The organism is Lactobacillus sp. S2-2, assembly GCF_021698855.1.
GTDB lineage: Bacteria > Bacillota > Bacilli > Lactobacillales > Lactobacillaceae > Fructilactobacillus.
In genome coordinates this window covers 219,512-232,845 of record NZ_WWFA01000002.1, presented here as the reverse complement: position 1 = coordinate 232,845, position 13,334 = coordinate 219,512, and the positions used below count along the sequence as shown (strand labels likewise).

The following is a 13,334-nucleotide window of genomic DNA, read 5'->3' as shown; positions in this document are numbered from 1 at the left end:
TACTTAATGGAAAATATTAATTTTACGACGAATGATATTCTACAAAAGGAATTTGTTCAAAAAATGCGTGGATATGATCCATCTGAAGTTGATAGTTTTTTAGATGATATAATCAAAGATTATAATGAATTTGAAAAACAAATTAATCAACTTGAAGAAGATAATAAAGTTTTAACATCAAAATTAAATAGTTCTAGTAATACTCAAGTTGTTGATGATAAAAAGCCTATGTATAGGAATAATCCATCAGAAAGAAATGAGAAAGTTGAAGCTAACATGGATATTTTGAAACGTTTATCAAATCTTGAAAGAAGAGTTTTTGGTCCTCAAGATAATAATTATTAATGTGTTTAATTGTGTAGGTTCTGAGTAATCGCGGTTAATTTTAATTAACTGAGGAAAGTCCACTCTCGCACAAACTGAGATGTTTGTAGTGTTCGTGCTCGGCGAAAAAATAAGCCGGGGGATTAATTTTAAATTAGTTACGGCGGAAAAATTAACTAAAGTTTTAACCAAGTTATAGTATTCCTTAAAAGTGCCACAGAAACGAACGTTTAAAAGAAATTTTAACGATGGAACGCGGTAAACCCCACGAGCGGGAAACCCAAACTTTGGTAGGGGAGCTTCACATAGGGAATTGAACTGATTGTGAGGGAAGAAGTTATTACTTCTTGAGATAGATGATTACTACTTATTATATAATTTCCTGAAATTTATAATAAGCACAAAACATGGCTTACAGGAGCCTACACTTTCAGGATTGAGTGGGATTTTTCCCACTCTTTTTTTATAGAAAGGAAGAATGTATGTTAAAAACTTTTAAACTAGCAGCAACTTGTGCTGCAGGAATTGAATCAATTGTAAGCAAAGAATTAAAGAATATGGGTTATGAAGTAAAAAATGATAATGGAATTATTTATTTCAATGGAACTATTGAAGATATTATAAAAACTAATTTATGGTTGAGAACCGCTGATCGAATTTTAATTATTATTAATCAATTTGAAGCAACATCTTTTACAGAATTATTTGATAATGTATATTCAATTGATTGGCAAGAATTATTATCTATTGATTCAGAGTTTCCAGTTAATGGAAGATCAAAAAATTCTGATTTGCATAGTGTACCAGATATTCAAAAAATAACTAAAAAAGCAATTGTTCAAAAAATGTCAGATTTTTATCATAAACGTGGTAGATTACAAGAAACAGGAGCAAAATTTGATCTTGAGACAAGGATTAACAAAAATCAAGTTACAATGACTTTAGATACAACTGGTGATAGTCTCTTTAAAAGAGGTTATCGAGTAGCAAAAGGAGAGGCACCATTAAAAGAAAATATGGCTGCTGCTCTAATAAAACTGACTAATTGGAATCCTATTGATATGCCTTTTTTAGATCCAATGTGTGGTTCTGGAACTATACCAATTGAAGCCGCAATGATTGCTAGAAATATAGCGCCAGGATTTAATCGTGATTTTTCTTTTGAAAAATGGGAATGGGTAGATGATGATTTAGTTCAAAAATTAAGAGATGAAGCAGATTCTAAAGCAGATTATGATTCGGAGTTTAAAATTTTTGCTTCTGATATTAATGAAACAATGATAAAGTATGCTAAATTAAATGCTCAAGAGGCTGGATTATTACATGATATCAATTTTAAACAAGTTTCTGTACAAGATTTTCAAACTGAGTTAATTAATGGAGTAGTTGTCTCTAATCCACCGTATGGAATTAGATTAGATAATGAAAAATCTGTAAATAGTTTATATTCAGATCTAGGGAAAAAATTTAAACCAATGAAAACTTGGTCTAAATACTTTTTAACTAGTGAATTAAATTTTGAAAATTATTATGATCAAAAAGCTAATAAAAAAAGAAAATTATATAATGGAAGAATTAGAACAGATTACTTTCAATATTTTGGAAAACCAAAGTGGAATTAGAGTTTGGAGAATTAGATGAAAAAAATTGCAATTATCGGTGGAGGAATTGTTGGATCAACTGTTGCTTATTATTTAAGTAAATATCAAAATCTTTGTGTTTATCTTTTTGATAGCGAAAATGGACAGGCTACAAAAGCAGCTGCTGGAATAATATCTCCTTGGCTATCGAAAAGAAGAAATAAAAAATGGTTTAAATTAGCTACCGATGGAGCTGCACTAGTGAAAGAAATAGCATTAGAAACAAATATGACTAGTGATATTTATAATAACAGTGGAACTATAATAACAAGAAAAAATCCAAATGATTTAAAAGTATTATATTCTTTAGCAAAACAAAGAGAAAAAAATAATTATCAAATGGGTAATGTTGAAATATTAACTTCTAAAGAAATTCAGCAAAAAATTCCTTATATAAGTAAGAGCAATCCAGGTATTTTTATACCCGGCGGATCAAAAATTGATGGCGAATTATATTGTAAACATTTACAAAAAATTGCACTAAAAAGTAATTTAATTAAAATAAATAAAAAAGTTAAAGTAGACAATAATATGGTTTATTACGATAATCAAGAATTTGAATTTGATAAAATTATCGTTAGTGCTGGTGCATGGATAAACGAATGCTTTTCAAATTCTATGATTAAATTTGATATCTACCCTCAAAAGGGTCAATTAATAGATGCACAAATAAATACAGGTAATAAATTTAAGTTAAATGAACTACCTGTATTAATGCCTGAAGGGCAATATGATGTAATAAACAATTATGATAATCATTTATTTGTTGGAGCTACTCATGAAAATGGAATGAACTTCGATTTAAAAGAATCAAAAAAAGCTTCAACTGAAATGATTAAACAAATTGATGAGCTTTCTAATATAAATAATAATAAAATTTTTGATGTAAAATTAGGAACCAGAGCATATACAAATGATTTTGCACCTTTTTTCGGAAGAGTACCTAACTATAAAGATATTTTTGTGGCAAGTGGATTAGGTTCTTCTGGGTTAACAACAGGTCCTTTAATTGGTAAAATTTTAAGCGAAATGGTTTTAGGCAATATTAATTTAGATATTAGTTTATATACTAAAGATGTTAATGAATATTTGACTAAATAATTATTTTTCATTTAATGCCTGAAGAGCTAAATTATGAGCTCCTGAATTCTCTTTATCACTAATCCATTTAAACAAAACTATGTTAAAATTACTTTGTAAAGCATTTATTTTATTGACGTAATCTTGGTATTTTTTAGCATATGACTTGTTGATACTATCAATTAAAATTTTGCTATCTGAATGCAGAAAAACATTTGTTTTGTTTGCTTCATTTGACCCTAATAAATTTAAAGGCCAAGTAAGTGAGATAATACAAGCTTCGAATTCTGCAATATGATTATCAAATACATCGATTTTCTTTTTTAATTGATACTGTTGATTTTCATTGAATATTAAGATTCCAATTGAACTTTTGTTATGTAATTTGTTAAATGCTCCATCAGTATATATATTATACAATCTTATTCCTCATTTCTTATTATAAAGGTGGCTTTTATATGATAACTCAAAAAAGAAAATTTTTATATCAACCAAATCTATATTCAAGCATCATTGATTGGAGTTGGACAGTTGCTTTTTTACTAATTGGAATTATATTATGGTTAGAAGTAACACATTTTAATACTAGTACGCTAATTTTTATGTTGATTTTTATAATATTATCATGGTATCAAATTTATTGTAGAAAAATAATTGTTGATAATGATTTTCTTATTTTTAAATCAGCTTTAAATCCTATCGGAAAAAAAATGAAAATTTCTGAAATTTCAAATGTAAATATTAATAATAATATTATAATGTTTACATTTAAAAATAAAAAATATGAAGTTATGATGCCACAAAATTCTATTTTACAATTAAAATCTTTAATTTAAGGGAGCTAAATTATGTTAACTGATATTGAAATTTCACAGAATGCTAAGTTGTTACCAATAAATAAAATTGCTGCAAAATTAAGTTTATCAGAAAATCAAATTGAACCATATGGAAATGATAAAGCAAAAGTTAAATTACCTATTCAAGATCAAGGAAAACAAAAGAAACTGATTTTAGTTACATCAATTAATCCAACTCCCGCTGGTGAAGGTAAATCAACTCTAATGATTGGTTTAGGTGATGCAATGAATCAAATTGATTTACAAACATCAATTGCTATTAGAGAACCATCAATGGGACCTGTAATGGGTATGAAAGGTGGGGCTGCTGGTGGTGGTTATGCCCAAATTGAACCAATGATGGATATTAATTTAAATTTCACTGGTGATATACATACAATTAGCGAGGCTCATAATACAATTGCTGCACTATTAGATAATTCTATTCAAAAAGGTAATGAATTAAATATTGACCCACGAAAAATAACATGGACACATTCAATAGATGTCAATGATCGAGAATTAAGGCAAATTGTAATTGGTCTAGGTGGAGCAAATACTGGTGATCCAAGACAAAGTAGTTTTGAAATTACTGCTGCTAGCGAATTAATGGCAGTATTATGTTTATCTGAAGATTTAAATGATTTAAAAAATAAAGTTTCTAAAATATTAGTAGCATATACTTATGATGATAAACCTATAACTGTTGGTGATTTAAAAATAGAAGGTGCCATTGCCATTATTTTAAAAGATGCAATTAAACCTAATTTAGTTCAAACTTTAGAACATACACCTGCATACATTCATGGTGGACCTTTTGCAAATATTGCTCATGGATGTAATAGTATTATTGCTACTAAGGCATCATTAAAAACTTCTGATTATACATTAACAGAAAGTGGTTTTGGGTCCGATTTAGGTGCTCAAAAATTTATGGATTTAGTTAGTCCAAAATTAAATAAGACACCTGATACAATTGTAATTGTCGCTACAGTTAGAGCACTTAAATTTAATGGTGGTCAAACTAAAAATGATTTAAATACTGAGAATTTAGAAGCTTTAAAAAATGGGGTTAAAAATTTAAAACAGCATGTTAATGCAATGAAAAATTATAATACTCCAATAATTGTAACAATCAATAAATTTTATAGTGATACTAATCAAGAATTAGAATATTTAGTTAATTATATAAAGAATGAACTAAATGTTGATGTTGAAATTTCAGAAGTTTATGGAAAAGGTGGTAAAGGTGCCATTAAATTAGCTGGAAAAGTAAAAAAATTAGCTAATAAGGACAATGATTTTACTCATATTTATGATGAAAATGATGATGTAGAAACTAAACTAAGTAAAATTGTTACTAAAATTTATGGTGGAAAAGGAATTGAATTATCATCTAAAGCAAAAAAGGATTTAAAATTAATTAAGCAAAATGATTGGAATCAGATGGATGTTTGTATTGCAAAAACTCAGTATTCTCTTTCTGATGATCCTAAAAAATTAGGAGCTCCAAAAGATTTTATAATTCAAATAAATTCTTTAATTCCTAAATTAGGAGCTAATTTTATTGTTGCCATGACAGGAAAAATAATAACAATGCCTGGTTTACCAACCAAACCTGCAGCATTAGATATGGATATTGATGAAAATGGAAAAATTAAAGGATTATTCTAAAAATAAAAGAATTTTATTTTCAAGCATATTAATTATATTACTCATTTTATTAGATCAACTCTCAAAATATTGGATAAATAAAAATATAAAAATAAATGAATCAATAAATATTGTTGATAATTTATTTTCAATTACAAATATTAGAAATTATGGTGCTGCTTGGAGTATTTTACAAGGACAGACCATTTTCTTATTTTTAACATCAATTGTAGCGTTATTTATTTTTATTTATTTTTTAATAAAAAAAATAAATAAATTACCTTATTTAATAGCATTAACCTTAGCAATTTCTGGTACAATTGGAAATTTCATTGATCGAATTAGATTCGGATTTGTTACTGATATGATTCAACTTGATTTTATAAATTTTCCTATTTTTAATTTTGCAGATTCTTGTATGGTTATTGGAATGATTATATTGGTATATGCAATATTAAAGGATGATGAAATAAATGAGTAATAAAAAAATAAATTTGATAATTAATAATGAAGTTGGAAGATTAGATAAAGTCATTTCAGAAGCTTTTGATGAAATCAGTAGATCTCGAGCTCAAAATTTAATTGAAAATAATTTTGTAGATGTTAATGAACATAAAGAAAAACCAAAATATAAAGTACAACAAAAAGATAGAATTTCGATTGAAATACCTGAACCTGAAGAAATAAATTTGACACCACAAAATATACCTTTAGATATTATTTATGAAGATGAAGATGTAATTGTTATCAATAAACCTGAGGGAATGGTAGTTCATCCATCACCTGGACACCCAGATGAAACACTTGTTAATGCGTTATTGTATCATACAAAATTGTCTCCTATAAATGGTTCAATTAGGCCAGGAATTGTTCATAGAATTGATAAAGACACTTCAGGTCTTTTGATGGTAGCTAAATCTCAAATGGCTCATGAATCTTTATCAGAACAGCTAAAAAATAAAACTAATAAACGTAAATACATTGCCTTAGTTCATGGAAATATAAAAGAACAATCTGGAACAATTAAAGCACCGATTGGTCGATCAAAAAATGATCGAAAAAAACAAGCTATTGTTTCAGACGGAAGATTTGCAGAAACTAAATTTAATGTCCTTAAAAGGTTTAACCAAGACTATACTTTGATTGAGTGCGAACTAAAGACAGGTAGAACTCATCAAATAAGAGTTCATATGAAGTATATTGGACATCCTTTAGTTGGTGATCCTTTATATGGTCCAAGAAAAACGATTCAAGGACATGGGCAGTTTTTACATGCTAAAGTTTTAGGATTTAAACATCCAAAAACAAATGAAGATTTATTATTTGAAGTACCATTACCAGAATATTTTGAGAAAGTACTTAATAATTTAAAAAATAAATAGGAGATTTTTTATGAGTAAAGTAGTTATTGATAGTATGGCAATGCAAAGAGCATTAACCAGAATAACTTATGAAATAATTGAAAGAAATAAAGGAATAAATAATCTAGTATTAGTGGGTATAAAAACTAGAGGGGTTTATCTAGCAAAAAGAATTCAAAATAGATTAGAACAATTAGAAAATACATCAGTTCCAATTGTTGAATTAGATGTAACTAAATATCGTGATGATAATAAAGATAAAGAAAAAACGAATAATCAAGTTGCTTTCTCTGAAAATAATATTGATATAAATAATCAAAACATCGTTTTAATTGATGATGTACTATATACAGGAAGAACTGTAAGAGCTGCTTTGGGTGCAATTAATGAATTAGGAAGACCTAATCGTATTAGTTTAGCAGTTTTGATTGATAGAGGGCATAGGGAATTACCAATCAGAGCCGATTTTGTTGGTAAAAATATTCCTAGCTCACAAAAAGAAAAAATTCAGGTTTTAGTTAACGAAATTGATGGAAAAGATGTAGTAGAAATCGAATAATAAATAATTTGAGGTCTTAATAATGAAAAAAAGATACTTAATACTTGAGGATGGTACATCTTTTGAAGGAGTATCATTTGGTTCTGATGCTACTAAAACAGGAGAATTAATCATAACCAGTAATATTAACGGTTATCAAGAAACAATTACAAATCCTATTTATCATAACCAAATTGTTGCTTTTTCACAGTCATCAATTGGTAACATAGGAATAAACCGAAAAAATTACGAATCTATTTTTTCAAGTATTCAAGGAGTCGTAGTTAATGAATATACTGATATTTCCATTAATCATTTAAAAAAATTATCATTAGGTACATTTTTAAAACAAAGAGAAATTCCTGGAATTGAAGGAATTGATACAAGACAATTAATGAAGCACATAAATAAAAATGGTGTAATGAAAGCAAGCATTGTTGATGTTAATGATGAGCATGCATTTAATCAATTAAATGCCACTGTCTTAAATAATCAACAGATTCAAACTGTTGCTATTAATAAACCTTATTTAATACCTGGTAGTGGAAAGACAATTATTGTATTAGATTTTGGTCTAAAGGAAGGTATATTAAGACAATTATCTAAAAGAAACTGTAATATTGTTGTTCTTCCATGGAATAGTGCATATCAAGATATTATTAATCTTGATCCAGAAGGCATCGTTTTATCTACTGGTCCAGGTAATCCTCTAGAAGTAAATGAAGAAGTTTTAAAGACAATTAAATTAATTCAAACTAAAATTCCTTTATTTGCGATGGGATTAGGACATGAATTATTTGCTTTAGCTAATGGAGCTGAAATAATAAAATTAGGGATTGGTCATCATGGTAGTAATCATCCAATCAAAAAAATAATTACTAATCAAATTATATATGCCAATCAATCTCAAGATTTTGCTGTAAAAAATAATTCAACTGACCTTAAAAATTTGATTACAACACATATAGACTTAATTAATGGGACAGTTCAAGGATTAAGACATAGAGAATATCCTGCATTTACAGTTCAGTTTTCTCCAGATGGAGCTGCTGGTCCAAATGATAGTGCAGATATTTTTGATGAATTTCTAGAAAGCATTAATTCTAAGCGAGGTCAATAATCAATGGATAAAAAAATTGAATCAATTCTAATCCTGGGTGGAGGACCATCTGATTTTGGTCATGAAAGTGAACAAGACGCTGCTGCATTTCAAGCATTTGATATTTACAAAAAAATGGGTATAAATATATATCTAATTGATAATAATCCTTTTTCAATTATGTTAGAAAAAATATCTAAAGAAAATTTATTTATTAAACCTATTAATACTAGTAATGTAGAGAATATAATTGAAAATAATCAAATTGATGCAATTACAGCTGTATTTGGTGGAAAAACAGCTTTAAAAGTTTTAGGAAGATTGATAAAAAAAGACATTATTAAAAATAATAATATTAAATTACTTGGGCTTGATGATAATAGTGTTGAATTAATGAATAACAATTTTAAATTACGACAAACATTAATTGATCAAAATGTTCATATTATCACATCTAATTTTGTCTCAAATTATGAAGAGGCCTTAAGTATAAGTAATAAAATTGGATTTCCGGTTTCAGTTAAATCAATTGATGCAAAAGTTAAGATTAACCGTGTTATTTGTAAAAATGTAGATGAATTAATTGATGCTGTTGATGATGGCCTAGATAAATCTAATGTGAATAAAGTTTCGATTGAAAAAGATATTGTAGGATACAAAGAAATTGAAACAGTGACAATTAGAGATAAAAATGGTAATAAAAATTTAATTTCTTCTTTAGAGAATATGAATCCCGTAGGAATCAATTCAACTGATTCTGTTGTATTTTCACCAGTACAAACCTTAACTGATTCACAATATCAAACTATGAGAAATATATCTTTTAAAGTAATTGAAATATTACGAATAAAAGGTGTATGCCATATTCAATTTTCGTTAAATGTTGAAACTGATGAAATTTTTGTTTTAAAAATAAATCCATATTTCAATATGAGTACAGCATTATCATCAAATTCCAATGGTTATCCACTTGAGTATGTGGCTTCTTATTTATTATTAAATTATGAAATAGATAAAATTGAATTACCTAATAATTACAATAAAAATACAGCATTATTGGAACCAATTAGTGATCATATAACTGTTAGAATACCAATTTGGCCATTTGATGAATTTCCAAAAATAAATAGAAAATTATCAACAAAAATCAAGACAATTGGTTCAGCAATAGGAATTGGAAGAACTCCTGAAGCTGCTTTAATGAAAGCACTAAGAAGCTCTGAGTCTAGTCCTAAAGATATTTTCCCGGATTATTCTGATTTAACCGAAGATGAAATAGTAAGTGAATTAATTCATCCAACCAATTTACAAATTTTGATTATTTTTGAAGCAGTTAGAAGAAAATATCCATTATCTGATTTAACCGAAATAACAAAAATGAATATTTTTTATTTTAAAATAATTTCTAACATCGTAGATGGAATTAACGAAATAAGAAAAAATAAGCTTAATGATAATTCAATTAGATTAGCACATAAATTAGGGCTTGGAGATAGTATTTTATCAGAAATATGGAAAATTGATGTTAATAAAATAAAAGATATTTCAAATACAATTAATAACCATCTTACGTATAAAATGATAGAGCCATCTGCTGGGGAATTTGATTCTCAAATCAATTCATTTTATAGCAGTTACGAATCTTTTAATGAATCAAAAAAAGAACAAGGAAAATCAGTGCTAATAATTGGAAAAGGAAAAAATAATTTAGGACCTAATGTAGCTTCAGATATTTATACTTCAGAAATGTCAATTAGGCTTCATGAATTAGGATTTAAAACAATTATTTTAAATAATAACCCAAACTCTGTTTCTTTATCTCCATTAATTAGTGATAAACAATATATCGAGCCAATCCAAATTAGTGATATTTTAGACATTATAAATAATGAGAATCCAAAATATGTTTTTATTCCAGGAAATAGGCATTATTTAATTAATAGTTTAAATAATAATTCTAAAATTAATTCGATAATTTTACCGCCAAACCAAAAAGAATCAGTAATATATTCTGAAAAGGGTGATTTTGCTTTAGATTATTTAGTAATTGATTCAAAGATAATTCCAATTACAAGTGTTGGATTTGGTTCTGAAAGTAACAATAATAGTAAAAACATTGAGTATTTAACTGATTATTATGTTCCATTTAATAATAATCATAATTATGATTTAGATAAATTATCTTTTAAAGCTAAAACATTAATTAAAAAAGAAAATATAAAAGGTTTAATTCAAGTTATTTTTGAATATTCTAATGGTAACCCAAAAATAGCTTCAATTAGGCCTCTAAGAATTACAGAAACTATTTTTTTAAATTATATAACTAACATTAATTGGATTAATGTATTAATAGATATTTCAATTAATCAATTAGATATTGATCAATTATTAAATAAAATTAATGAAATTAATAATTCTGAATTAATCAAAATGGAAGGTATTTTCCCATTTAAATCATTAGATTTAACAGATAATGTATTACCTACTAGATCAAAGGAAATTGGTGCCAAGCTATCAATAAAAAAATCCCCAAATAAATAATTTTGAGGATTTTTTTATTATCTTAAATTATTAACTATTTCTTTTTTTGGCGTAACAAATAAAGTTTGTTGACCTTCATATGTTACAAATCCAGGTTTAGATCCATTAGGTTTCTTTACTTTTTTTACTTGTACATAATCAACAGGAACATTTGCCGATTCTTTAGCCTTAGAAAAATAAGATGCAAGAGTAGCAGCTTCAATTAAAGTTTCTTCTGATGGTTCAAATGATTTTATTATCACATGTGAACCATGTATATTTTGTGCATGAAGCCAGTATTCTCTTTTATCTGAAAATTTTAGCGTTAATTTATCATTTTGAAGATTATTTTTACCAACTAAAATCTTTGTCCCATCAGAGGATGTAAATTCTTCAGGTTTATTTAGTTTAATTTTAGAATTAATTTTCTTTGATTTTTGATTTTTTTTAATATACTTTTGACTAATTAATTCATTTTTAATATCATCTAAATCTTTTGGATTAGCAATTTCAACTTGATCTTTAATATTTTCAAAATAATCTAATTCTTTATTAGATATATCAATTTGATTTATTACGTATTTAGAAGCGTTTTTATTTTTTTGATATAACTTAAAATATTTTTGTGCATTACTAGAAGGTGATAAAGTTTCATCCAATTTAATTTCAATATCGTTTAAATTATCGTAAAAATTAGGTAATTTAATTGATTTCATTCCAGGATTAACTTGACCTAAATAGGTGGTTAATATTTCTCCTTTAATTCTAAAAATATCTGCATTTTTTGATTGTTCTAAAGTTTTCTCAAGCTTTTTAATTTTCTTTTTATTTTTACTTATTTCATTTTTTACGACTTTAATTATTTGTGAACCTTTTTCTTTAACACGTTCAGTTTTAACCTTTTGTTCGAAGTAATCATCAAGCATTTCACTTAAATCATTATAAGAATTATTTTTTATGTCCCCATAATAATAGAAAGGGGAAAAAGATAATTTCTCTTTTTCATTGATAAAAATAGTAGGAGTTGGATTATTAAATTTATCAAAAAAATTTATAACCTGTTTTTCTACATTCAGATCTTTATGAATAAACTTTGCTAATGCTAATGATGTTTCATAACTCAATCCTTGTAAATAAGAATTTAAATTTGTTGCTAAAACATTTTCATTAGGATATTTTTTATTTAAATTAATTATTGGTTCAAAGTCAGTTATTTCAAATGGATTGATTAAATTCTGTTTTGGCGGATTTATATAAGTCGCTCCAGGTAACAATAAGCGATATCTATTTTGATCAGAACCAATTCTTTTAATTGAATCAATAATTGAATTGTCTTTTTTATTAACTAAAATTATATTACTATGACGTGCCATTATTTCGATAATTAAAATTAATTCTTCTTCATCACCAATTTCATTTCTACTATTTAGATGAATATGAACAATTCTGTCATTATCAACTTGGTGAATTTCTTTAATAAAACTTCCACTAATTTTTTTTCTTAATGTTGTGACAAAATTAGATGGTGTTAAAGGATTACTAAATGAATAATTACTTAGTTGAATTCTTGCAAAATTAGGATTTGCAGACAGGAGTAAATTTACATTTTTTTTATTTGATCTAATAGTTAAAATTAATTCATTATCATAAGGGTTACTAATTTTAGAAATTCTACTATTTTTAAGTTTTTCATTTAATTCCTTAGTTATCGCGTGAGTAAAAGAACCATCAAAAGCCATTTTAAAAACATCTCACTTTCTATTTATGTGTATTACAGTATAACTATATAATTTTGTTAATGCAAAGTAATAAAAGATTATTGTATATAACAATTAATTATTATATCATTATTTGGGAGGTATTTTATGATAGATATTTTAAATTCACTTCGAGATTCAGGCAAAAATTATACAAGAATACTAAAAAGTATTGCTAAAAAAGAAAATATTACAATTTCTGAATGGCAGTTATTAATTAAAATAAATGAAGAAATCAATACACAAGAAAAATTATCAAAGAATATGAACCTAGATGCTTCAACTTTATCTAGGCAGCTAAAAAATTTATTTGATAAAAAACTAATTTCAAAAAAAGCTATCGGAAAAGATAAAAGGCAATTAATTTATACTATAAATGAAAAAGGAAATAAAAGTTTTATAAATATAACAAAAAATTTCGATGAAAATAAAAATAAAATTTTTAAACAATGGTCTGATGAAGAAATTAGACTTTTAGAAATATTAATGAATAGATTAAATAATAGTTTAAATAAAATATAAGGTG

The 13,334-nt window shown here is 26.1% G+C and carries 13 protein-coding genes and 1 other RNA gene; 12 read left to right on the top strand and 2 right to left on the bottom strand.

All coding sequences use genetic code 11. The annotated features are described in order from the left end of the window. The first annotated feature begins 6 nt into the window (after positions 1-6). The 4 genes from gpsB (at position 7) to GSH19_RS02640 (ending at position 3,065) form a co-directional block, all read left to right on the top strand. On the top strand, positions 7-345 hold the full coding sequence (gene gpsB / locus GSH19_RS02655) for a cell division regulator GpsB (RefSeq protein ID WP_237026367.1): 339 nt from the start codon (positions 7-9) through the stop codon (positions 343-345). A 16-nt stretch (positions 346-361) separates the two neighbouring features. Next, an RNA gene (gene rnpB, locus GSH19_RS02650) (RNase P RNA component class B) lies at positions 362-744 on the top strand. A 62-nt stretch (positions 745-806) separates the two neighbouring features. After that, a complete protein-coding gene (locus GSH19_RS02645) occupies positions 807-1,946 on the top strand; it encodes a class I SAM-dependent RNA methyltransferase (protein WP_237026366.1) in 1,140 nt (379 codons plus the stop codon). A gap of 15 nt (positions 1,947-1,961) precedes the next feature. Continuing rightward, positions 1,962-3,065, top strand: a complete 1,104-nt coding sequence (locus tag GSH19_RS02640; RefSeq protein ID WP_237026365.1) for an FAD-binding oxidoreductase — start codon at positions 1,962-1,964, stop codon at positions 3,063-3,065. Here the strand turns inward: GSH19_RS02640 and GSH19_RS02635 are convergent, their stop codons facing one another. Beyond that, positions 3,066-3,464 carry a ribonuclease HI family protein gene (locus tag GSH19_RS02635; protein ID WP_237026364.1) on the bottom strand — a complete coding sequence of 133 codons (399 nt, stop codon included), beginning with the start codon at positions 3,462-3,464 and terminating at the stop codon, positions 3,066-3,068. A 38-nt stretch (positions 3,465-3,502) separates the two neighbouring features. Between GSH19_RS02635 and GSH19_RS02630 the strand changes: the two genes are divergently transcribed. Genes GSH19_RS02630 through GSH19_RS02600 form a run of 7 tightly spaced genes read left to right on the top strand, consistent with a single transcriptional unit; the run spans position 3,503 to position 11,072 of the window. Further along, on the top strand, positions 3,503-3,880 hold the full coding sequence (locus GSH19_RS02630; RefSeq protein WP_237026363.1) for an EbsA family protein: 378 nt from the start codon (positions 3,503-3,505) through the stop codon (positions 3,878-3,880). Positions 3,881-3,892: 12 nt separating this feature from the next. Then, positions 3,893-5,554, top strand: a complete 1,662-nt coding sequence (locus GSH19_RS02625) for a formate--tetrahydrofolate ligase (RefSeq protein WP_237026362.1) — start codon at positions 3,893-3,895, stop codon at positions 5,552-5,554. After that, positions 5,529-6,014, top strand: a complete 486-nt coding sequence (gene lspA / locus GSH19_RS02620; protein ID WP_237026361.1) for a signal peptidase II — start codon at positions 5,529-5,531, stop codon at positions 6,012-6,014. Before GSH19_RS02625 ends, lspA begins: the two co-directional genes overlap by 26 nt. Beyond that, entirely contained in the window at positions 6,007-6,915 is a 909-nt protein-coding gene (locus GSH19_RS02615) for an RluA family pseudouridine synthase (RefSeq protein ID WP_237026360.1), read from the top strand. Before lspA ends, GSH19_RS02615 begins: the two co-directional genes overlap by 8 nt. Positions 6,916-6,925: 10 nt before the next feature. After that, complete coding sequence (gene pyrR, locus GSH19_RS02610) at positions 6,926-7,453, top strand: bifunctional pyr operon transcriptional regulator/uracil phosphoribosyltransferase PyrR (RefSeq protein ID WP_237026359.1); 528 nt, start codon at positions 6,926-6,928, stop codon at positions 7,451-7,453. 22 nt (positions 7,454-7,475) lie between these two features. Continuing rightward, positions 7,476-8,552 (top strand): carbamoyl phosphate synthase small subunit, encoded by a 1,077-nt coding sequence (locus GSH19_RS02605; protein WP_237026358.1) that lies wholly within the window; start codon positions 7,476-7,478, stop codon positions 8,550-8,552. 3 nt (positions 8,553-8,555) lie between these two features. After that, positions 8,556-11,072: an ATP-grasp domain-containing protein gene (locus GSH19_RS02600; RefSeq protein ID WP_237026357.1), complete on the top strand. Its 2,517-nt coding sequence runs from the start codon at positions 8,556-8,558 to the stop codon at positions 11,070-11,072. Between the two features lie 17 nt (positions 11,073-11,089). Here the strand turns inward: GSH19_RS02600 and GSH19_RS02595 are convergent, their stop codons facing one another. Beyond that, positions 11,090-12,790, bottom strand: a complete 1,701-nt coding sequence (locus GSH19_RS02595) for an NFACT family protein (RefSeq protein WP_237026356.1) — start codon at positions 12,788-12,790, stop codon at positions 11,090-11,092. Positions 12,791-12,916: 126 nt separating this feature from the next. Between GSH19_RS02595 and GSH19_RS02590 the strand changes: the two genes are divergently transcribed. Beyond that, positions 12,917-13,330, top strand: a complete 414-nt coding sequence (locus tag GSH19_RS02590; protein ID WP_237026355.1) for a MarR family winged helix-turn-helix transcriptional regulator — start codon at positions 12,917-12,919, stop codon at positions 13,328-13,330. The last annotated feature ends 4 nt before the right edge of the window (positions 13,331-13,334 follow it).

What these genes read in the sequence shown, in the direction of transcription:
- gpsB (WP_237026367.1), top strand. Translation starts at nt 7, where the DNA reads ATGGAAAATATTAATTTTACGACGAATGATATTCTACAAAAGGAATTT.
- GSH19_RS02645 (WP_237026366.1), top strand. Translation starts at nt 807, where the DNA reads ATGTTAAAAACTTTTAAACTAGCAGCAACTTGTGCTGCAGGAATTGAA.
- GSH19_RS02640 (WP_237026365.1), top strand. Translation starts at nt 1,962, where the DNA reads ATGAAAAAAATTGCAATTATCGGTGGAGGAATTGTTGGATCAACTGTT.
- GSH19_RS02630 (WP_237026363.1), top strand. Translation starts at nt 3,503, where the DNA reads ATGATAACTCAAAAAAGAAAATTTTTATATCAACCAAATCTATATTCA.
- GSH19_RS02625 (WP_237026362.1), top strand. Translation starts at nt 3,893, where the DNA reads ATGTTAACTGATATTGAAATTTCACAGAATGCTAAGTTGTTACCAATA.
- lspA (WP_237026361.1), top strand. Translation starts at nt 5,529, where the DNA reads ATGGAAAAATTAAAGGATTATTCTAAAAATAAAAGAATTTTATTTTCA.
- GSH19_RS02615 (WP_237026360.1), top strand. Translation starts at nt 6,007, where the DNA reads ATGAGTAATAAAAAAATAAATTTGATAATTAATAATGAAGTTGGAAGA.
- pyrR (WP_237026359.1), top strand. Translation starts at nt 6,926, where the DNA reads ATGAGTAAAGTAGTTATTGATAGTATGGCAATGCAAAGAGCATTAACC.
- GSH19_RS02605 (WP_237026358.1), top strand. Translation starts at nt 7,476, where the DNA reads ATGAAAAAAAGATACTTAATACTTGAGGATGGTACATCTTTTGAAGGA.
- GSH19_RS02600 (WP_237026357.1), top strand. Translation starts at nt 8,556, where the DNA reads ATGGATAAAAAAATTGAATCAATTCTAATCCTGGGTGGAGGACCATCT.
- GSH19_RS02595 (WP_237026356.1), bottom strand. Translation starts at nt 12,790, where the DNA reads ATGGCTTTTGATGGTTCTTTTACTCACGCGATAACTAAGGAATTAAAT.
- GSH19_RS02590 (WP_237026355.1), top strand. Translation starts at nt 12,917, where the DNA reads ATGATAGATATTTTAAATTCACTTCGAGATTCAGGCAAAAATTATACA.